Annotated in this window: 31 protein-coding genes; 5 read left to right on the top strand and 26 right to left on the bottom strand. The window is 48.4% G+C overall.

The features are described 5' to 3' along the window. Nucleotides 1-6 precede the first annotated feature (6 nt). The 26 genes from rplQ to rplC form a co-directional block, all read right to left on the bottom strand. Complete coding sequence (gene rplQ / locus AC5JR3_RS11020) at nt 7-357, bottom strand: 50S ribosomal protein L17 (RefSeq protein WP_495845839.1); 351 nt, start codon at nt 355-357, stop codon at nt 7-9. A 53-nt stretch (nt 358-410) separates the two neighbouring features. Continuing rightward, nucleotides 411-1,361, bottom strand: coding sequence for a DNA-directed RNA polymerase subunit alpha (locus AC5JR3_RS11015; RefSeq protein WP_495845837.1), 951 nt, complete (start codon nt 1,359-1,361; stop codon nt 411-413). A 199-nt stretch (nt 1,362-1,560) separates the two neighbouring features. Next, nucleotides 1,561-1,953, bottom strand: coding sequence for a 30S ribosomal protein S11 (rpsK, locus tag AC5JR3_RS11010; RefSeq protein WP_495845835.1), 393 nt, complete (start codon nt 1,951-1,953; stop codon nt 1,561-1,563). A 40-nt stretch (nt 1,954-1,993) separates the two neighbouring features. Next, nucleotides 1,994-2,377 carry a 30S ribosomal protein S13 gene (gene rpsM / locus AC5JR3_RS11005; protein ID WP_495845833.1) on the bottom strand — a complete coding sequence of 128 codons (384 nt, stop codon included), beginning with the start codon at nt 2,375-2,377 and terminating at the stop codon, nt 1,994-1,996. A 60-nt stretch (nt 2,378-2,437) separates the two neighbouring features. Continuing rightward, a complete protein-coding gene (gene rpmJ, locus AC5JR3_RS11000) occupies nt 2,438-2,551 on the bottom strand; it encodes a 50S ribosomal protein L36 (protein ID WP_495845831.1) in 114 nt (37 codons plus the stop codon). 103 nt (nt 2,552-2,654) lie between these two features. Then, the gene (infA, locus tag AC5JR3_RS10995) at nt 2,655-2,879 is read right to left on the bottom strand and encodes a translation initiation factor IF-1 (RefSeq protein ID WP_495845829.1); all 225 of its coding nucleotides are present in this window, start codon (nt 2,877-2,879) and stop codon (nt 2,655-2,657) included. 176 nt (nt 2,880-3,055) lie between these two features. Next, the gene (locus AC5JR3_RS10990; RefSeq protein WP_495845827.1) at nt 3,056-3,622 is read right to left on the bottom strand and encodes an adenylate kinase; all 567 of its coding nucleotides are present in this window, start codon (nt 3,620-3,622) and stop codon (nt 3,056-3,058) included. 93 nt (nt 3,623-3,715) lie between these two features. Continuing rightward, complete coding sequence (secY, locus tag AC5JR3_RS10985; RefSeq protein ID WP_495845825.1) at nt 3,716-5,059, bottom strand: preprotein translocase subunit SecY; 1,344 nt, start codon at nt 5,057-5,059, stop codon at nt 3,716-3,718. 61 nt (nt 5,060-5,120) lie between these two features. Further along, complete coding sequence (rplO, locus tag AC5JR3_RS10980; RefSeq protein ID WP_495845823.1) at nt 5,121-5,579, bottom strand: 50S ribosomal protein L15; 459 nt, start codon at nt 5,577-5,579, stop codon at nt 5,121-5,123. Between the two features lie 92 nt (nt 5,580-5,671). Then, a complete protein-coding gene (gene rpsE / locus AC5JR3_RS10975) occupies nt 5,672-6,193 on the bottom strand; it encodes a 30S ribosomal protein S5 (protein ID WP_495845821.1) in 522 nt (173 codons plus the stop codon). Nucleotides 6,194-6,265: 72 nt separating this feature from the next. Continuing rightward, nucleotides 6,266-6,628 (bottom strand): 50S ribosomal protein L18, encoded by a 363-nt coding sequence (rplR, locus tag AC5JR3_RS10970; RefSeq protein WP_495845819.1) that lies wholly within the window; start codon nt 6,626-6,628, stop codon nt 6,266-6,268. A gap of 3 nt (nt 6,629-6,631) precedes the next feature. Beyond that, a complete protein-coding gene (gene rplF, locus AC5JR3_RS10965; RefSeq protein ID WP_495845817.1) occupies nt 6,632-7,171 on the bottom strand; it encodes a 50S ribosomal protein L6 in 540 nt (179 codons plus the stop codon). A 52-nt stretch (nt 7,172-7,223) separates the two neighbouring features. Then, nucleotides 7,224-7,625, bottom strand: a complete 402-nt coding sequence (gene rpsH, locus AC5JR3_RS10960; RefSeq protein WP_495845815.1) for a 30S ribosomal protein S8 — start codon at nt 7,623-7,625, stop codon at nt 7,224-7,226. Nucleotides 7,626-7,649: 24 nt separating this feature from the next. Beyond that, complete coding sequence (gene rplE / locus AC5JR3_RS10955) at nt 7,650-8,195, bottom strand: 50S ribosomal protein L5 (protein ID WP_495845813.1); 546 nt, start codon at nt 8,193-8,195, stop codon at nt 7,650-7,652. 113 nt (nt 8,196-8,308) lie between these two features. Next, nucleotides 8,309-8,653, bottom strand: a complete 345-nt coding sequence (gene rplX, locus AC5JR3_RS10950; protein WP_495845893.1) for a 50S ribosomal protein L24 — start codon at nt 8,651-8,653, stop codon at nt 8,309-8,311. 14 nt (nt 8,654-8,667) lie between these two features. Beyond that, nucleotides 8,668-9,036, bottom strand: coding sequence for a 50S ribosomal protein L14 (gene rplN / locus AC5JR3_RS10945; protein WP_495845811.1), 369 nt, complete (start codon nt 9,034-9,036; stop codon nt 8,668-8,670). Nucleotides 9,037-9,125: 89 nt separating this feature from the next. After that, nucleotides 9,126-9,377 (bottom strand): 30S ribosomal protein S17, encoded by a 252-nt coding sequence (gene rpsQ / locus AC5JR3_RS10940; protein WP_495845809.1) that lies wholly within the window; start codon nt 9,375-9,377, stop codon nt 9,126-9,128. A 6-nt stretch (nt 9,378-9,383) separates the two neighbouring features. Beyond that, nucleotides 9,384-9,638, bottom strand: a complete 255-nt coding sequence (gene rpmC / locus AC5JR3_RS10935) for a 50S ribosomal protein L29 (RefSeq protein ID WP_495845807.1) — start codon at nt 9,636-9,638, stop codon at nt 9,384-9,386. Nucleotides 9,639-9,641: 3 nt separating this feature from the next. Then, nucleotides 9,642-10,061 (bottom strand): 50S ribosomal protein L16, encoded by a 420-nt coding sequence (rplP, locus tag AC5JR3_RS10930; protein WP_495845805.1) that lies wholly within the window; start codon nt 10,059-10,061, stop codon nt 9,642-9,644. A 176-nt stretch (nt 10,062-10,237) separates the two neighbouring features. Then, a complete protein-coding gene (gene rpsC, locus AC5JR3_RS10925) occupies nt 10,238-10,963 on the bottom strand; it encodes a 30S ribosomal protein S3 (RefSeq protein ID WP_495845803.1) in 726 nt (241 codons plus the stop codon). 46 nt (nt 10,964-11,009) lie between these two features. Next, nucleotides 11,010-11,372 (bottom strand): 50S ribosomal protein L22, encoded by a 363-nt coding sequence (gene rplV, locus AC5JR3_RS10920; RefSeq protein WP_495845801.1) that lies wholly within the window; start codon nt 11,370-11,372, stop codon nt 11,010-11,012. A gap of 64 nt (nt 11,373-11,436) precedes the next feature. Continuing rightward, nucleotides 11,437-11,715 carry a 30S ribosomal protein S19 gene (rpsS, locus tag AC5JR3_RS10915; RefSeq protein ID WP_495845799.1) on the bottom strand — a complete coding sequence of 93 codons (279 nt, stop codon included), beginning with the start codon at nt 11,713-11,715 and terminating at the stop codon, nt 11,437-11,439. Nucleotides 11,716-11,812: 97 nt separating this feature from the next. After that, complete coding sequence (gene rplB / locus AC5JR3_RS10910) at nt 11,813-12,676, bottom strand: 50S ribosomal protein L2 (protein WP_495845797.1); 864 nt, start codon at nt 12,674-12,676, stop codon at nt 11,813-11,815. 80 nt (nt 12,677-12,756) lie between these two features. Then, a complete protein-coding gene (locus AC5JR3_RS10905) occupies nt 12,757-13,059 on the bottom strand; it encodes a 50S ribosomal protein L23 (protein ID WP_495845795.1) in 303 nt (100 codons plus the stop codon). Continuing rightward, entirely contained in the window at nt 13,052-13,684 is a 633-nt protein-coding gene (gene rplD, locus AC5JR3_RS10900; RefSeq protein ID WP_495845793.1) for a 50S ribosomal protein L4, read from the bottom strand. Before rplD ends, AC5JR3_RS10905 begins: the two co-directional genes overlap by 8 nt. A 150-nt stretch (nt 13,685-13,834) precedes the next feature. After that, on the bottom strand, nt 13,835-14,470 hold the full coding sequence (rplC, locus tag AC5JR3_RS10895) for a 50S ribosomal protein L3 (protein ID WP_495845891.1): 636 nt from the start codon (nt 14,468-14,470) through the stop codon (nt 13,835-13,837). 618 nt (nt 14,471-15,088) lie between these two features. On the opposite strand from rplC, the gene ndhN reads away from it, so the two are divergent. The 5 genes from ndhN (at nt 15,089) to ldpA (ending at nt 19,145) form a co-directional block, all read left to right on the top strand. Next, nucleotides 15,089-15,562, top strand: coding sequence for an NAD(P)H-quinone oxidoreductase subunit N (gene ndhN, locus AC5JR3_RS10890; RefSeq protein WP_495845791.1), 474 nt, complete (start codon nt 15,089-15,091; stop codon nt 15,560-15,562). 114 nt (nt 15,563-15,676) lie between these two features. Continuing rightward, complete coding sequence (locus AC5JR3_RS10885) at nt 15,677-16,282, top strand: vWA domain-containing protein (RefSeq protein ID WP_495845889.1); 606 nt, start codon at nt 15,677-15,679, stop codon at nt 16,280-16,282. A 133-nt stretch (nt 16,283-16,415) separates the two neighbouring features. After that, nucleotides 16,416-16,898: a salt stress protein, Slr1339 family gene (locus AC5JR3_RS10880; protein WP_495845789.1), complete on the top strand. Its 483-nt coding sequence runs from the start codon at nt 16,416-16,418 to the stop codon at nt 16,896-16,898. Nucleotides 16,899-17,029: 131 nt separating this feature from the next. After that, complete coding sequence (locus AC5JR3_RS10875; RefSeq protein WP_495845787.1) at nt 17,030-17,635, top strand: vWA domain-containing protein; 606 nt, start codon at nt 17,030-17,032, stop codon at nt 17,633-17,635. A 289-nt stretch (nt 17,636-17,924) separates the two neighbouring features. Then, nucleotides 17,925-19,145, top strand: a complete 1,221-nt coding sequence (ldpA, locus tag AC5JR3_RS10870) for a circadian clock protein LdpA (protein WP_495845785.1) — start codon at nt 17,925-17,927, stop codon at nt 19,143-19,145. Nucleotides 19,146-19,195 lie beyond the last annotated feature (50 nt).

Here is a 19,195-nt window from a genome sequence, read left to right as displayed (position 1 = left end):
ATCTATTTAGACCAGTTCAATAATTGCCATTTCGGCATTATCACCCCGACGGCGTACCGTGCGGAGAATACGGGTATATCCGCCATTGCGATCGCCGTAGCGGTCTTTTGCCTGAGAAAACAGGGCACTTACCAACTGTTTGTCGTAGATGTAGCCTACTGCTCGGCGTTGTGCTGACAACGAACCATCCTTTGCCAGGGTGATCATCTGATCAACTTCTGCTCGCACTGCCTTGGCGCGAGTTTTCGTTGTCGTAATGCGACCGTGGCGGATGACTTCGGTTGCCAAGGCTCGAAGCAATGCTTTCCGCTGATCGGCGGGTTTACCGAGTTTGTGCACGCGACGTCGATGACGCATCGTGTTGTCTCCTTTATCAAATTAAACGAACAAAAATGGCAGAGATTTGGAACTTAAGGGGTTTTTGCCGCCTTTTCTTGGGGCAGGGTAATACCCAAGCGACGCTGTAAGGCTTCGATCACTTCTTCTGCAGATTTTTGACCGAAGTTTTTGATTTCCAGTAAATCCTCTTGACTGTAATCCAGCAAGTCGGCAACGGAGTTAATTTGTGCCCGTTTTAGACAGTTATAAGCCCGTACTGATAGCTGTAATTCTTCTATAGGAATTTGACTGGTGGGGTCGTCATCCGTAGGATACTCATCCTTGAGCGACTCCAGCGTGATATCCTTAAGCGGATTGAACAGATCTACTATAAGGCTGGCAGCTTGAGACAGAGCTTCTTGAGGAGCAATGCTGCCATTAGTCCAAATTTCCAAAATTAGTCGATCTTTTTCGGAAGAGCCATCCATGCGGATGTCCTCAACACTGTAGTTCACTTTGCTGACAGGCATGAACACTGAATCGATTTGGAGAAAGTCTAGTGCCGCTGCCTCATCACGCCCACCGCGTTCTACAGCTTTGTAACCTTTTCCTCTTTCGATGCGAAACTCCAGCTCTAGCCTCGCACCCTCTGCTAAAGTAGCTACATACTGACCAGGATCGACGATTTCCACTTCAGAGGGCAAGTCAAATTGAGCGGCTCTGACTGTCGCTGGCCCTGTAATCATTACTCGACCAATTTGGGGTTGAGACGAGTAACTTTTGAGGACAATTTCCTTCATATTCAGAAGAATTTCCAGAACGTCCTCTCGTACCCCTGGGATTGTAGCAAATTCGTGATTCACTCCGGCAATGCGGACGGATGTCACGGCGGCCCCTTCCAAATTGGACAGTAAAACCCGCCGCAGGGCATTCCCTACAGTTGTGCCTTGACCGCGCTCTAGAGGTTCCAGCACAAATTTGCTATATTGACTCTGATTCTTCAGAGGTTTAGACTCTACACACTCGATCTGAAATTGCGCCACGGAGTGACCTCCCTTACTGATAAAACCCAAAGTAAGCATGCTTGTTGCTTTCTTTGTAATTTGCTCGGTGAGCTGATTTTTTTTGGTATTAGACACTAAAGTTTCGAGGCTTCAGCTGGCTTTGCCTTGGAAAACATGGGGCTTTTTCCAGGGTTGATCCAGCTGACACTCCTCGAACCTCAACAAGCGCCAGTTTTGTTTAGACCCGACGCCGCTTGGGTGGACGACAGCCATTATGGGGAATTGGCGTCACATCCCGAATCAACGTAATTTCCAGCCCAGCTCCTTGGAGCGCCCGAATAGCTGTTTCTCGACCAGCACCGGGGCCGCTTACCATCACCTCAATTTGACGCATTCCCTGGTCAATGGCTCGACGAGCTGCACCATCAGCCGCCGTTTGCGCGGCAAAGGGAGTTCCTTTCTTCGCACCTTTGAAGCCACTTGAACCAGCCGATGCCCAAGAAATCACGTCTCCTTTGGTATCTGAGATTGTGACGATGGTGTTGTTAAAGGTGGACTGGATGCAAGCGACTCCATTAGGAACGTTACGTTTTTGTTTTTTTGTACCTGATTTCTTGGTTGGTCGCGCCATGTCGCTCTAAAAATTCCTGTTAGTGTGACTTACAAATGGATTACTTCTTAGCTGGTACCTTTTTCTTGCCGGCAACAGCAACACGCCGACCCCGACGGGTTCTCGCGTTGGTGCGAGTCCGCTGTCCCCGCACAGGTAGACCCATGCGATGACGACGACCGCGATAGGTACCAATTTCTACTAAGCGTTTGATGTTCATTGATTCCAACCGCCGGAGGTCGCCTTCGACCTGATAGTTGGAATCAATGTGGGCTCGCAGGGTAGCTACATCGGCATCACTTAAATCTCTGATGCGTATATCAGGATTAACGCCGGTTGCTGCCAAAATTTCTTTCGACCGCGATAGCCCAATTCCATAAATGTAGGTCAGACCAATCTCTACGCGTTTGTCGCGTGGGAGGTCTACACTGGCAATCCGTGCCACGCTTTTTTCTCCTGTTGAATAGGGTTTGTGCTACAAATGAGTGTTAAGAGTCAAAGGAAGTTATCCCTGACGCTGCTTGTGCTTAGGATTTTCGCAAATCACCATAACTCGACCGCGACGGCGAATGACGCGGCACTTTTCGCAAATTTTTCGGACGGATGCTCGAACTTTCATGCCTTCTCTGGCAACACTGCAAGCTTAATATTATAGCAATTTTGGGTATTTTTGTCAGTTAAGCAAGTTGACTTATTGAACATCAATAAGTTTTTTTGTAAGCTTACTTTTTACGCAAACGATAGGTGATCCTCCCTTTGGTTAAATCGTAGGGAGTCAGTTCCACTTTGACGCGATCGCCAGGAAGAATTTTGATATAGTTACGGCGAATCTTGCCAGAGATATGGGCAAGAACATTAAAGCCATTTTCTAAATCAACGCGAAACATTGCATTAGGCAGGGACTCTGTGACCGTGCCTTCCATTTCAATTAAATCTTGTTTAGCCAATGGGTTCAAACCTCAATTCTGCTTTTATGCTTGGGAAAAGTACTGCTAACGTTTGAGTACTTCCTGGATCGTTGGCGATTTGTCCAGGGTTCCTTAACATATTTTATCAAATATCCACAACAATCAGCGGAGCTATGTTCCGAAACGGACTGTTGGACTACCGCTGGTGAGTTGGTCTAGGGCGCTACTTGTTGCATGAGAGACTCTGTAACAGCGTCTAACGAACGATTACCATCGATTGATAACAACTGCTGGCGATCGCTATAAAAGCCAATTACAGGAGCCGTCTGTTCGTTGTAGACCTTTAAGCGGTGAGCGATCACCTCTTGCGTATCATCTGTACGCCCTTGCTTATGTCCTCGTTCCAACAATCGCTCTACTAAAACCTCCTCCGGCACCACCAGATTGATTACATAGTTGTAAGGCTGATTCAGCTCCTTAAGCAGTTGCTCCAAAAAGTCAGCTTGGGAAACAGTTCGCGGAAAACCGTCTAAAATCCAGCCCTTCTCAGCATCCGGTTGGCTCAAACGTTCCCGCACCAGTTCCTGGGTTAACTCATCAGGTACCAACGCCCCTCGGTCCATATAAGACTGAACTTGCAAACCCAAAGAGCTTTGTGCCGCCCTCGCTTGCCGGAAAATATCCCCCGTAGAAATGTGAGGAATATGCAACTGTTCAGCCAAAAGTTGCGCTTGAGTTCCCTTTCCAGCTCCTGGAGGTCCTAAAAAGATTAATTTTGTCATGAGTTTAACGATTACCAATTAGGGGCTAGCCTCTCAAAGACCACTGTTGGGACTGACCCGCTGCATATAGTCAGCAGCTAACCCCTAAGTGCCCTATTGTTTGACCATACCTTCGTAACGCTGGGAGATGACATAGGTCTGAACTTGTTTGGCGGTGTCAATGGCAACGCCTACCAAAATCAGTAAAGAAGTTGCGCCTAAACCTCTAAACGTTGTCACGTTCGTGGCACTTTCCACCGCTGTTGGTATAACGGCGACTAATCCTAAGAAAATTGCGCCCAAGAACGTCAGCCTGTTTAAAACCCGTTCTACGTAATCACTCGTTGCCCGTCCTGGCCGAATCCCAGGAATACTCGAACCCATCTTTTTCAAGTTTTGGGATAAGTCAACCGGGTTCACAATCAAAGAGGCGTAAAAATAGCTAAAGAACACAATCAATACAAGGTAGACCAAGGCATACAGCCAGGGAGCCGGACCATCTGGTCGCAGATAGGTCGAAAGCTGCACCAGAACTTGATTGACTGGAGCTAAAGGCCCTTCAGTAGCTCTGCCGGCGGTGAACCCCGCTAGGGATGCCGGAAGAATCAAAACCGCTGAGGCAAAAATGATCGGCATGACCCCCCCCTGATTCAGGCGTAGGGGTAGATAACTAGTACGTTCGCGGTAAAGGCGCTTACCCACCTGACGACGGGCGGAAATAATCGGAATGCGACGAGTTCCCTCTTGAACAAACACGATTCCGACAATCATGACGAGGAAAACCAGCAGCAAGATAATCACATTTCTTACCGTTTCCGGGCCGCCAGTTTGAGCAAGTTCAATGGTTTGACCAAGAGTACGAGGCAAAACGGCAACAATGTTGACAAAAATCAACAATGATGCACCATTACCAATTCCTCGTTCAGTGATTAGCTCCGACAACCACATGACGAACATTGAGCCAGCTGTCAGTGCTAGCGCCGTTTCAGCAACGAATAATATTCCAGGATCGACGGCATAGGGTCGTAACAACCCGAGGGTAATCCCCAAACTTTGAATGATTGCCCATACAAATGCTACATAGCGGGTAATTTGGGAAATTTTCCGCCGTCCTGCTTCTCCTTCATTTTTTTGTAAATTTTCCAGCGCCGGCAGAGCGGCTGTCAGCAACTGTAAAATGATTGAGGCGTTAATGTAGGGCAAAATTCCTAAAGCAAAAATTCCGACGGCAGAGATACCGCCCCCGGAGAAAATGTCTAGAAATCCCAGTACGGGGCTATTTTGAATATCCGCTGCAAATCTAAACCGGTCAATTCCCGGTATAGGTAAAAAGACTCCAAAGCGAGCCAAAATCAGCAGACCGATAGTGACAAGCAGCCGACCACGAAGACCGGCAGCTTGTGCCATCTGCATAAAAGTTTCTTGAGCCGTTGGGGCTTTGTCTCGACTGACGGCCATAAAGAACTACCTCTACAAAACAGGGGAGGGGGACTGGCAGCGCTTGATACGCTGGGTCTAATTAAGATGAGGGCGCATTCGCCGACTCACAACTGCCACCCGCCGCCTCGATTTTGTTCCGAGCCCCGGTTGTAAAGGCAGCCGCTTTGACGTTTAATGCCACATTCAGCTCCCCATCACCCAGCATTTTGAGCGGTCCATCATTGGTAGTAACGATTCCCGCTTCCATGAGAGAAGCTAGGGTTACTTCAGTATTGGCAGGGAGTGATGCCAGTTTACCCACATTAATCGTAGTGTACTGGCGACGGTTGATGATGGGGAAGTGCTTTAACTTGGGCAGACGCCGATACAACGGCATCTGTCCTCCTTCAAAGCCAGGACGGGTACTACGACCGGATCGTGACTTTTGACCCCGCATCCCCAAGCCAGCGCTAGCGCCTTGACCCGCAGAAATGCCCCGTCCTACACGGCGACGGCGTTTTTTAGAGCCTTTTTGAGGCACTGCATCGTTTAGTCTCATTATCTTGCACTTAAGTTAAGGAAATAGCTTGTCTTTCAGCTAGAGCCGTAGTGTTGGGGGAGGAAATTTTCTCAAAGGCTTTTGAAAGCGGTTTAGCCGTAAAGGTTCTCGACTGGAATACCGCGCTCTTCTGCCACTTCTGAAAATGTCCGCAAGGAAGCTAGGGCATTGACGGCGGCTCTAGCGTTGTTTAAGGGATTGTTAGAACCCAGTTGTTTTGCCAGGATGTTGCGAACGCCAGCAAGTTCTAGCACAGTTCGCACTGCTCCCCCAGCGATTACCCCCGTTCCGGGAGCAGCGGGTCGCATCATCACTTTTGCTCCCACAGCCGCGCCTTTAGAGGGATGGGGAATTGAGTTGGATTTGGTCAGAGGAACGTCAATGAGCTGCTTTTTGCCATCGGCAACGCCTTTACGGACAGCGCCAATTACATCGCTAGCTTTGCCGACTCCGACTCCCACTTGACCTCGCTCGTTGCCAACGACAACGATCGCGCGGAAGCTTAATTTTTTACCGCCTTTGACGACTTTGCTGACCCGGCGGATTTGAATTACCCGCTCTTGCCAGGTGGTGTCTTTTTCTTTGGCGCGGCTATTTTTTCGACGAGTTGCCATAGTTTTGTTAGTTATTAGTTGTCAGTTGTCATGTGTGAGTTGTTGCCAACGACTAACTCATGACAACACAAATTAAAAGTCTAAGCCTGCTTCCCGAGCTGCTTCTGCCAGCGATTGCACGCGACCGTGGTAGAGGTTTCCCCCGCGATCAAAGACCACTTGGGAGATGCCTTTTGCTAGTGCTCGTTCAGCAATTAACCTGCCAATTTCAGCAGACGCATCACAGGTTGCGCCTGAGGTTGACTCTGATTTGAAGTCTTTTTCCAATGTTGAAGCAGCGGCTAAGGTTTGCTGCTGAGTGTCATCAATCACTTGTGCATAAATATGCTGATTGGAACGAAAGACAGATAATCTCGGTCGTTCGGTGGTGCCCTCAACTTTCCGACGCACCCGCTGATGCCTGCGCCGTACTGATTCTTTACGCGTAAGTTTCATCGGTTACTTCTTACCTGCTTTACCAGCTTTACGTCTAACTACTTCTCCGGCATACCGAATGCCCTTCCCTTTATAGGGTTCAGGCGGACGGACTGCACGAATCCGGGCGGCTATGTTGCCGACAATTTCTTTGTTGATGCCGCTAACAATGACATTGGTATTGTTTTCCACTGCCACTTGAACTCCCTCTGGCGGGACGATCTCAACAGGTTTGCTATAACCAACGTTCAAAATGAGATTGCGACCTTGCACTTGTGCCCGGTAACCGACGCCCTGGATCTGTAGGCGCTTCTCAAAACCGTTGGAAACTCCTTCTACCATGTTGGCTACCAATGTTCGAGACAAGCCATGGCGCTGACGAGCCGTTCTTGACTCATCGCGCCGCAAGACTAGCACCGTTTCACCTTCTTGTTCAACGCTGACTTCAGCAGGTAAAATTCGGCTCAGTTCTCCTTTGGGCCCCTTGACCGCGACCTGTTGACCGTCGATCGTCACTGTGACTTTATTGGGAATGTCTATAGGGCGTTTGCCGATACGAGACATGTCTTCTTTGTCCTTTGTCTTTATCAGTTGTCCGTTATCTTTTGACTTATGACTACCAGATGTAGCAAAGTACCTCACCGCCAATTCCCTGACGCCGTGCTTCCCGATCGGTCATGATGCCATGGGAAGTAGAAATGATCGCAATGCCAATTCCACCCAAGACTCGGGGCAACTCCTTACGGTTGGAGTAAACTCGCAAGCCGGGTTTGCTCACCCGCTGCAAAGCGGTGATGATCGGTTGGCGGTTCTTGCCTTTGTATTTTAGGGAAAGCACTAAGGTGCGCTTGATCCCTTCGCCAGTTTCTTCAAAGTCAGCAATGAAGCCTTCGTTTTTAAGAACTTTGGCAATGCTATGAGTCATTCTAGTTGCAGGGACGTTTGTTGTTTGATGCCGCACCAGCCCTGCATTCCGGATGCGAGTCAACATATCTGCAATTGTGTCGTTTGCCGCCATTTTTTCCTCTTTCGGTGTACTGCCTTATTGCTCTCGGAAGGGCATTCCCATTTCTTTAAGTAAGGCGCGACCCTCTTCGTCAGTCTTTGCCGTTGTGATGATTGAAATGTCCATGCCCCGGATTTGATCGATGCTGTCGTAGTCTACTTCTGGGAAAATCAGTTGCTCTCGAATTCCCAAACTGTAGTTACCCCGACCATCAAAGCTTTTGGGGCTAACGCCGCGAAAGTCCCGAATCCTAGGGAGGGCTAAGTTGAGCAAGCGGTCTAAAAACGCATACATCCGTTTTGAGCGTAGGGTAACCATGACGCCAACGGGCATTCCTTCACGGATTTTGAAACCCGCGATCGCTTTTTTGGCTCGCGTTACTACAGGCTTTTGTCCTGTAATCAGCGCAATTTCAGATAAGGAAGAATCTAGTGCCTTGGCGTTTTGAGATGCTTCTCCTAAGCCCCGGTTGACCGTAATTTTAACGACTTTAGGGACTTGATGGATATTTGTATAACCAAATTGCTCTTTAAGCTTCGGGACTACTATTTCTTCGTAAGTATTTTTCAATCGTTTTGTCATGGCTGTTAGTTCCTGTTAATCCCTGGGCTTGGTCAGGGAGAGTTTAAGGGTAAGCCTCTAGGCGCTGACTTTTCTGTTTTCAAAGGTCGCCAATGACTGCACATCTGAGGCTGCTAGTCAATAATTTCACCAGTTTTTTTGAGCATTCGCACCTTACGACCCTCGTCGCTGTAGGTGTAGCAAACGCGGCTTGCCACCTTTTGCTTGGTGGAGTAGAGCATGACATTAGAGCTGTGAATAGCGGATTCAAAGGTGACAATTTGACCCGTTTCCCCCTCTTGTTGGGGTTTCACATGCTTGGTTTTGACATTCACGCCTTTGACAACGACCTTACTGAGCTTTGGCAAAGTCCGCAAAATTTCTCCAATTTTGCCTTTATCACTACCAGCGATCACCTGAACGGTATCGCCTTTTTTTACGTGCATTTTGTAGCGCTCGTTATTATTTTTCGCGCTCATCAATTTGCTTGCCATCAAAGTACCTCTGGAGCCAGGGAAACAATTTTTGTGAAGTTTTTGTCGCGTAGTTCCCGCGCCACAGGTCCGAATACGCGGGTTCCCCTTGGGTTACCGTCTGGGTTGATAATTACGGCAGCATTGTCATCAAAGCGAATGCTCATACCGCTGTCCCGACGCAGACCTTTACGGGTACGCACGATGACGGCTCGCACTACGTCTGATTTTTTGACAGCCATATTGGGGGTAGCGTCTTTGACAACGGCGATGATCACATCACCGATACTGCCGTAGCGTCGATTCCCAGCGCCCAAGACGCGGATGCACATTAGTTTACGGGCACCGCTGTTATCAGCGACATTCAGGTAAGACTCTTGTTGAATCATGGGGGGTTCTCCTGTTGAGTTGTTAGTTATTAAGTGTTGGTATTGTTCAGTTGTTAGTTCTCCAAACACTACAAACTAACAACACCTCATTAAGATTGAGCAGCGGTGGTCAGGATTTCTATGACCTTCCAGCGCTTGGTGCGACTTAAAGGGCGGGTTTCCTGAATGCGGACGCGATCGCCCATTCCACACTGATTTTCCTCATCATGCACTTTATATCGCTTGGTTCGGACGACAATTTTGCCGTATTTGGGATGAGGAGCTCGGTTTTCAATAGCGACAACGACTGTTTTGTCCATTTTGTCGCTGACAACCAAACCCACTCGTTCTTTAACTGCCATTTGGGTTTACTCCTCTTCTGTGCTTGATTGTTGGGTGCCAGCAGTTTGAGTTTGAGCATCGGCTGCCAGTTGGCGCTCTCGTTCTACTGTCATTAACTGGGCAATGCGGTGCCGCGTGTGCTTAAACTGGTGAGGTGTTTCCAGACGGCGAGTTGCCTTTTGCATCCGCAGTTGAAACAACTCACGTTTCGCGGCTAAAATTGCATCCGCCAGTTCTTGATCGCTCAAATTTCTGGCTTCTTCTATCTTTGGTAAAGGCATAACCTATACTTGTTCCCCTTCTCGGCTAATGAACTTCGTTTTAATCGGCAACTTGTTAGAAGCCAAGCGCATTGCCTCACGGGCAGTTGCTTCTGGAACACCAGCAATTTCATAGAGGATTCGACCGGGTTTGACGACGGCCACCCAAAATTCTGGAGAACCTTTACCAGAACCCATACGGGTTTCAGCCGGACGCATCGTTACTGGCTTATCCGGGAAAATCCGAATCCAGATTTTTCCACCCCGGCGGATATAACGGGTCATGGCTCGACGACCCGCTTCAATTTGACGGGAAGTAATCCAAGCTGGCTCAATGGCTTGCAGAGCGAAGTCACCAAAATTTAAGCTACTACCACGAGTGGCTAGACCCCTCATGCGGCCGCGCTGCTGTTTTCGGAATTTTGTTCTTCTGGGACTTAACATGATGAAAAAAGTTATGAAGTGTGAAGTGTGAAGTGTGAAGTGTGAAGTGTCAAATTCTGACTCTAAAGAATGACTAATGACTTGCTAATTCATGATCATCTTGGGCTATGCCCCACGGCGCTGATCAGCGCAGCCACCCTTAGGGTATACATCCTTTACACCTCAGCCTTCGATTTTCATTCGTTGGAGCGGTCTTCAAACTGTTGACGGCGTCGCTGTTGACGACGACGGGGTTGGGCATTAGTCGGGGCAGGAGCTTCCTCTTGACCCGGAATCACTTCACCTTTGAAGACCCAGACTTTGACCCCTAAAATTCCATAAATGGTTTTCGCTGTCTTGTAAGAATAGTCAATATTTGCCCGGAGGGTATGGAGGGGAACGCGTCCTTCGCGAGTCCATTCGGTACGGGCAATTTCTGCCCCGTTTAACCGACCGCTCACTTGAATTTTTATTCCTTGAACATCAGCCCGTTGCGCCCGTTGAATCGCCTGACGAACAACTCGTCGGAAGGAAACCCGACGTTCGAGTTGTTGGGCGATGTACTCAGCGATTAGAGCGGCATCCGCATCAACCCGTGCTACTTCAATGACATTAATGCGGATTTGGCGGTTGCTACCTAACTGGTCTTGCAGACCTGTCCGCAGCGACTCAATTCCACTACCACCACGTCCGACGACGACGCCAGGACGAGCTGTGTGGATTTCCAAATCAATTTGATCGGCTTTGCGCTCGATGCGAATTTCGGAAATTCCAGCGTTGCTGAGGTTCTTTTCGACGTATTGACGGATAGCGTAGTCTTCTTGCAGCAGCTCTGGGTAACGCTTGGTGTCAGCATACCAACGAGAGCGGTGCTCTTGAGTAATGCCTAGGCGAAAGCCAATTGGATGAATCTTTTGTCCCACGAGTCGTTCCTAATAAAATGTTGTTTGCATCTTCTAAAAGCTTGCCTTAGGCTTCTTCTACTTCTGGAGAAACTGCCACGGTAATGTGACAGGACGGCTTGCGAATTTGATAAGCACGACCTTGGGCTCTGGGACGAAAACGCTTCAGGGTAGGTCCCATATCCGCATAGGCTTGGGTGACATAAAGATTCGCCGGGTTTAGACCTTGGTTATGTTCGGCGTTAGCAACGGCGGAACGCAAGGTTTTCAAGACGGGTTCGCAAGCCCGATAGGGCATAAATTCCAGAATAATCAGGGCTTCCCGATAGGAGCGTCCCCGAATTTGATCGAGGACTCGCCGCACTTTATTGGGAGACATTCGGATGTAGCGCGCGATCGCTTTGACTTCTGCTGTAGTATCTACTGCCATAGTTTTCTCCTGTTTAAACTCTAGATTTTTGAGGAAACCTAAAATTCAACGTTTTAAATCTTTCCTAACGACCAGCTCGGCGATCGCTTTTTGAATGACCTCGGAATGTCCGCGTTGGAGCGAACTCTCCTAGCTTGTGCCCGACCATCTGCTCGTTGATAAAAATCGGCACATGCTGACGTCCGTTGTGGATAGCAATCGTGTGACCCACCATCTGCGGCACAATTGTTGAGGCGCGAGACCAGGTTTTGATTACCTGTTTCTCCCCTTTAGCATTGAGCACTTCGATTTTGCTGAGAAGACTATCTGCAACAAAAGGACCTTTTTTTAAAGAACGACCCATAGTAAACCTTACCTACTTGCAATAGCGATAACGGGTGCTGACTGTTTGTCTATAAAGCATTGAGCAGTGACAAACCAAACAACACAGAATATTTTTTCTAGCTTTGACGACCGCCGCGTCCTCGCTTAGACGATTTCCGACGCCGCCGTACAATCAAAGCATTGCTTTGCTTCTTCGGCTTGCGGGTTTTGGCTCCCAACGTGGGCTTACCCCAAGGCGTTACAGGTCGGCTGCGACCGATAGGAGCTTTACCTTCACCACCACCGTGGGGGTGGTCTACCGGGTTCATGACGCTACCTCTAACTTTGGGTCGGCGTCCTCTGTGACGGCTGCGACCAGCTTTTCCTAAACTCAGGTTACGATCTTCAATGTTACCCACTTGTCCGAGGGTGGCATAGCATTCCCGGCGTATCAGCCGCACTTCTCCAGATGGGAGCTTGAGGGTAACATAGTCACCTTCTTTAGCAACAACTTGAGCGGTTGCACCGGCAGAGCGCACAATCTGTCCGCCACGTCCAGGATAGAGTTCAACGTTATGGACGTTAGTACCTAGAGGAATACGGCTCAATGGTAAAGCGTTACCCGTCTCGAAAGGAGAGTCAGGCCCAGCAATAATCGTCGTACCAACTGCTAATCCAGCCGGATGCAGGATATAGCGCTTTTCTCCGTCTTGATAGTAGAGGAGCGCAATTCTGGCATTACGGTTGGGGTCGTACTCTATCGCTGCAACTCTTGCTGGGATATTACGCTTATCTCGGCGAAAGTCGATGATGCGATAAAGACGCTTATGACCGCCACCGCGACGGCGGCTGGTAATAACACCGCGATTATTGCGACCTTTGGGGCGATGGGAGGATCTAGTAAGGGATTTTTCCGGTTCGCTCTTGGTAATGTCGGCAAAGTCAGAAATTGTGCCTTGGCGAGTACCCGGCGTGTATGGTCGGTAAGAACGAATGCCCATAACTTAAAGAGAGATTTGAGGTTTAAATGCTTGCCTATTAATAAAGGGAAGTTAGCGAGGTTTTTTCCTTGAAGGACTGACTAAACTTCCGGGAAGAGGGTGATGGAGTCTCCCGGTGATAAGGTCACGATCGCTCGCTTATACTGGGGTTTATATCCCAAGAACTTCCCTACCCGACGCTGTTTGCGCGGTGGACGCAAGGTATTGACACTGATAACTTTCACATCAAACAAGCTTTGAATCGCCGCTTTAATTTCTGGCTTGGTTGCTTTCGGTACGACTTCAAACACGTACTGATTTTGTTCCAGTAGCATAGTCGCCTTTTCAGTGACAATGGGGCGAAGTACCAGATCCGCTAGCTTGCGGGGGTCTTGTTCAATCACTGTAAACCTCCTGAATTTTGGCAAGGGCTGATGAAGTTGTCACGATTTTGTCAGCATTGAGAATGTCGTAAACATTCAAGTTGGTCGCCCCGATTAACTTGAGATTCGCTACGTTACGCGCTGACAGATAAACCATTTCTTGGGATTCGCTCAGAATCAGTAGCACTTTGGCGTCCGACTCGATACCCCACCGGGTTAGCGCTTCCACTAGTTCCTTTGTTTTCGGTCTGGACAACTGATCGGCAAAGTCTTCAACCACAGTTAAGTCGGAAGCACGGCTTTGGAAGGCAGTTCTCAGTGCCAACCGACGCTCCTTGCGATTCATTTTGATGTCATATTCTCTGGGTTTGGGGCCAAAGATGACACCGCCACCACGCCATAGTGGTGAACGAATTGAACCGGCCCGTGCCCGTCCCGTACCTTTTTGCCGCCAGGGTTTGCGTCCACCTCCCCTAACTTCGGCTCGGGTTTTGGTCGAAGCCGTTCCCTGCCGGGAATTTGTCATTTGCCGGACGAGTGCTCGGTGGACAACATGAGCGGCACTATCTTCTTTTGCCACTTTTAGCTCTAGGGTCGCTTGTCCAACTTCTTCCCCTTGCCAATTTCGTACTACACAATCAACCATTCTTTCTCTCCTAAACAGCAACCTTAGCTATCTCTTCAACAGCAGTCAGCTTTTTGATTCTTCCTCGCCGTCGGTTTGACTAAGCGTCTGTTGAACCAATTGATCAGCTAACTCGTTGACTAAGTAGCTGCGTTATCTTGCTGAACGCTATTAACGTCCTACTCGATTGGTGGGGGCAATACTCAGCAGCGCCCCTGGTTTGCCGGGAACGGCACCTTTAATCAGCAGTAAGTTACGTTCAAGATCTACCCGCACCACTTCCAGCTTGCGAATTGTGGTTTGTGTGCCACCTAAACGACCGGCCATCCGTTTACCGGGGAAGACGCGACCAGGAGTTGTTCCAGGGCCTATAGAACCGGGCGCTCTGTGGTTTTTGGAACCGTGTGCCATAGGACCACGCCGGAAATTGTGACGCTTCTGGAAACCAGCAAAGCCACGACCAATACTGGTACCTGTGACATCAACAATTTGACCAGCCGTAAACATATCGGCATTGAGCGCCTGACCGAGTTCAAACTCGCCAGTGTCGCTCAACCGATACTCCTGCAGATGACGCAAGGGTGGGGCATTGGATTTTGTTAGGTGCCCCAATTCTGGCTTGGTTAATGATTTGGGCTTAACTTCTTTGTAACCAAGTTGGACAGCCGTATAGCCGTCGGTTTGCTTGGTTTTAATTTGGGTTACGGTACATGGACCTGCTTGAACGACGGTGACAGGAATGGCTCTTCCTTCTTCATCGAACACTTGGGTCATGCCGAGTTTGGTGCCGAGGATACCGACAGACACGGGCTTCTCCTTTTTAGACATACAACGAGGCAGGATATTTAGGATAACTCCTGACAATCCGCTTGCCTCTATTAACTTTGTCACGACAGTGACTAACAAGCCTACTTACCTTGATAGGCAAGAAGACTTGCTGCAGGGGAAGTCCTGCAAGACCTGTAACCAGATAAGTGTGAACCTAATTAAAGTCGGGCATTGGCTACTAGCGCTGCCTGGAACCGTTAAGACTTAAGGGCGAATCCCTCAGTATCTCAACGAGGCAAAAGTGCTGCATCTGGGTCAAAAGCTGTCTTGAATTTAGTGAGGAATTTTGAACAGATTTTTTATAAGGGCAATTAATTGTACGTATTTCTCAGCTTTAAACTTAAGAAAGGTCATAGATACCCGAATAATCAGATATTTTCCCTTAATAGAACCTGTTGATAGTAATTCCTACCTCAGCCTCACCCAACTTCAGTTGCCACAGCAACAGTCATTATGGTCACAATCGTCTACTATAAATGATCTCAATCACCTTGTCTAGTCAACGATCAAACTTAACCGTGCAAATTGGCTTGAAGGGGAGTGCTTACCCCTCTATAATTCAGGTTAACAAAACTTAAGCCAGGCGAGGAGGTAGCGGTGCCACTAGTTACAACAGGTAATGGATTTATTCGCGACTTAGAAAAATCGGGAGCGCTGGGCATCTATGCACCTTTAGAAGGAGGCTTTGAAGGACGCTATCAACGGCGTCTGCGGGCTGCGGGCTACTTTTCTTTTAGCTTCAGCGCCCGGTCGTTGGGAGATCCTGCGGCTTATTTAAAGGGTGTCCACGGAATTCGTCCGCCTCACCTTGGAAAAAAAGAGATTCGCGTTTACTACCGACCCCCAATTGTGGACTATTATCTCGAGACGATTAATCCGCAGTCGAAGGGGTTGGTTCTGTGGCTGATAGATGGTGCGGTTTTGTCGCGCCAAGAAGGAGAATATCTAGTTACCCTGACTCAGCAAGACCCCCGGGTCAAAATTGTTGTAGAAGTGGGCGGCGATCGCTTTTTCCGCTGGACTCCGCTTAAAGATGTCTTGCCAGGACTGATGTCGGCAGGTACACCTTAAAATCAACGACACGTCACTACAATTAGTGCCTTTCACCGTTATCCCCAAAGCGAAGCGCTGGAATTCTAGGTTTTAATGAACTTAGAAAGTACCAAGCTAGTTGGGGATAAGTTCATGCTGGAACAACGAGACTACACGTTAATCATTGATAAAAGTGGCAGCATGTCAGTTCGGGATCAGGTGGGGGGCAAAAGCCGTTGGGTTGCCATGCAAGAGTCCACTCTGGCTTTAGCCAGCAAGTGTGAAGAACTGGACTCTGATGGCATTACGATCTATTTATTTTCCGGTCGCTTCAAACGGTACGACAATGTAACCGCTAACAAAGTACCGCAAATTTTCAAAGAAAATGAACCCTCTGGGCGCACTGACTTGGCTGGCGTCCTGTTAGACGCTACAAATAATTACTTTCAGCGCAAAACTGCCAAGCAGACGCAAGCGAACGGAGAAACAATCTTAGTGGTTACGGATGGGGAACCCGATGACAGGAAAGCGGTGATGAAGGTAATCATCGAAGCCTCGCGACGGATAGACCGGGATGAAGAACTGGCGATTTCCTTTGTGCAAATTGGCAACGATCCCGATGCAACCAAGTTCCTCAAGATTTTGGACGATGAGCTGCAAGGGGCGGGAGCAAAGTTTGACATTGTAGACACCGTCACCATCGACGATATGGAGGAGATGACGTTGACGGAAGTATTACTTAATGCAATTACGGATTAAGGGAATGTTGCTGGAAGTTTGATGGAGGAAAGCAGGATTTCAATGCTTCTAGTCATTCTTGCAGTAAAGAGCGATCGCCTCAAAACAATAATCATGTCGTCCTAAAAGCCGCCGTTCACTGAGGTCTTGCAACATGGAATCAATCGACGACTTATTAGCGCAAGTCAAGGCAGAGTATCAAGAAGACGAAAACCCCGAACAATCAAAAAAGCAGCCTCTTTTTAAAGAGGAAGAGTTAAATACTCCACCCCCAACTTATCAGCCTCAGCCGCAGGAACAAAGTTGGATGTCGCCTATTGAAGAAAGTTTGCTGGCGCAGGTAAAAGTGGAATTTGAAGAAAAAGAGCAAGCGGAAAAAACAGCTCTACAGCAGCAAGAACAACAAGCACAACTCCGCAAAGAACAACAGATTCAAGAAGAACAACAACTCGCAAAACTGCGACAACAACGAAAACGGGAGGCGTTAACTCAGCAAGCGCAGGAGTGGCTAAAAAACTTAAATCTTCATTCGGAAGAAGGGCTGTGGTTTGAAGAGTTTTCCTACTCCTATTCTTCCAAGTTAGAAGCAGCTATTGATTACTTGCAAGCGCTACGAGAAACTAAAACCCTGAATTAGGGTATTAACAACCAGGCTCTATCTTGTGAATGGTGTTTACTTTTTGTCACTGGATGCAGTGAGATTTCGTATAGCCTGTATGAAGTAGCCATAACAATTGGCTTTTGAGCGATCCCGAATAGGAGGTTCCCTTGGTGGAAGACCGTGATTACACGTTAATTTTGGACAAAAGCGGCAGTATGTCTACTCCTGATCAGCCGGGGGGTAAAGACCGCTGGCAAACGGCGCAGGAGTCTACTTTGGCACTCGCCCGTAAATGCGAACAGTTTGACCCTGATGGCATTACGGTTTACATGTTTTCCAGCCGCTTCAAACGCTACGATAATGTGACGTCTGATAAGGTTGCCCAGATTTTTCAGGAAAACGACCCGATGGGTAGAACTGACCTTGCCAGTGTGCTGAAAGATGCCACGGATAGCTATTTCCAGCGTAAGGCAGCAGGACAAACAAAACCTAACGGTGAAACGATTTTGGTGATTACCGATGGAGAACCCGATGACCGCAAAGCTGTTATGCGAGTGATTGTTGAAGCTTCTCGGCATATGGAACGGGATGAGGAACTTGCCATTTCCCTGATTCAGGTGGGTAGCGATGCAACGGCAACTCGATTTCTCCAGGTCTTAGATGATGACTTGCAAGGTGCTGGGGCGAAGTTCGATATTATCGATACGATTACCCTCGATGACATGGAGAACCTAACGCTGGTAGAGGTACTGGTCAACGCTGTTAGTGACTAAGGGGAGAACGTTTTCTCAAATCTTGTATTTGTAAATATATAGTCACAAAGATCAATTAGCGGTGGGGAAATTTTCCTTACCGTTTTTTCGCGTTTAATGAAAGTAGCTAAAATTTCCTAGATTTAGGGGAGAGATTAGGTATAGTTCGTCACATCTGTGGGGTTCAGTGAAAATGTCTTATTGCCCTGGGGGCGAGTGTTCTCTGTTATTGAGGGTTCGGCAGTCATCCTCAGGACAGAATCGGGAATTTCACTTCCCCATTTTCTTAGCAAAGATTTAGCATGGAAGGGTGATTGATATGTACTATCCCTTACATTCTCTCAGAGAGGGTCACTGGTTCAAGCTAATCTGCGGAGCTAGTTTTCAACACCTCCCTGCTGTTCGGAATCTTACCTTGGCTTATACGCTTGCCGGGGCTGATTGTATTGATGTTGCTGCTGATCCGGTGGTAATTGCGGCGGCGAAAGACGCCCTACAAGCGGCTGGGAAATTTGCTCAGGTTGCTCAAGCGCAAGGCTTTGGCTTCCGGAGCTTACCGTGGCTGATGGTGAGCTTGAATGATGGTGAAGACCCCCACTTTCGCAAAGCCGAGTTTGATCCAGAAGCGTGTCCTACGGACTGTCCTCGCCCTTGTGAGTCGGTTTGTCCAGCACAAGCGATCGCCTTTTCGGATTCGGGCATTGCGGCTTCGGGAGTAATCGATCGCCGCTGCTACGGCTGCGGTCGTTGTATCCCTGTATGTCCTCAACAGCTAATTTTTGCTCGTTCCTATGTGTATACACCAGAGGCGATCGCTCCTCTGATTTGGCAAAGCGGTGTTGATGCTTTGGAAATTCACACCAAAGTCGGACATGAAGCAGATTTTAAACGGCTCTGGTCGAGCATCAAACCGTGGGTAGGCAAACTTAAGCTGATAGCCATTAGCTGTCCAGATGGCGAGAATCTGCTTGACTATTTGTGGACTCTGCATGAGCTGATGATGCCTCTGCCTTGTGCGTTGATTTGGCAAACCGATGGTCGTCCAATGAGCGGTGATATTGGTTCGGGAACTACTCGCGCCGCTGTCAAACTTGGTCAAAAAGTCCTCGCTGCCAATTTACCGGGATATGTACAGCTTGCTGGTGGCACCAATGATTGTACGGTTGCTAAGCTTCAGTCAGCGGGATTGCTGAAGGATCGAGAGCAGGGGCATGGGGGCGCAGGAGTGCAACAAACTATTGATACTCCTCAGAACTCTTTTTCCCATTACCAATCACTAGTGCCCAATCCCTTTATCGCTGGTGTGGCTTATGGAAGCTATGCCCGCGTTCTCTTAGCACCAGTTTTAGATGAGTTAGAAAAATTCAAGGGGGAAGATGTTGATACCAATTCGATTACAAATTCCAACCCATTGTCCCACCGTAAGCTCGAACAGGTGCCGGAGTTGCTCTGGCAGGCTGTGGCGCAGGCAAGTTCTCTAGTCAATCAATTGAAGTTATTGACACCTGTACCGCAGTCCGTACCTGATTAATAAACACGAGCTAAACAAATTTCCTGCTCATATAAACCTACTGACGATAA

The organism is Kastovskya adunca, assembly GCF_059505785.1.
Note: the sequence above shows the minus strand (reverse complement) of the source record. Positions and strands in the feature narration are given on the sequence as shown.